The following is a 316-nucleotide window of genomic DNA, read 5'->3' as shown; positions in this document are numbered from 1 at the left end:
GTCTTCGGCGGAGACATCGGGAGGCGGTCCGCGGGCCTGGTCCGGGCCGGAGGAACCCTGGTGACCATCGCAGGGCCGCCCGAGGCGCGGCCCGCCGACGGCCTGGCGATCGACTTCGTCGTCGAGTCCGATCGCGCGCAACTGGGTGAGATCGTCCAGCGCCTGCGGGACGGACGGCTGCGGACGATCATCGGCACCGTGTCGGCCCTCGACGACGCCGTCGCCGCGTTCAATCCGACCGAGAGGGTCAGCCCGACCGAGAGGGTCAGCCCGACCGAGAGGGTCAGGGGGAAGACCATCATCCGCGTTCGTCCGT

At 71.5% G+C, this 316-nt stretch carries 1 pseudogene; it reads left to right on the top strand.

What is annotated here, in order from left to right:
• Positions 1 to 60: 60 nt before the first annotated feature.
• Positions 61 to 316, top strand: a pseudogene (locus JYK17_RS40345) (hypothetical protein); the annotation flags it as partial.

It is taken from the genome of Streptomyces plumbidurans, assembly GCF_019857225.1.
In the GTDB taxonomy this organism is placed as follows: Bacteria; Actinomycetota; Actinomycetes; order Streptomycetales; family Streptomycetaceae; genus Streptomyces; species Streptomyces plumbidurans.
This window is presented reverse-complemented; position numbering and strand designations above follow the sequence as displayed.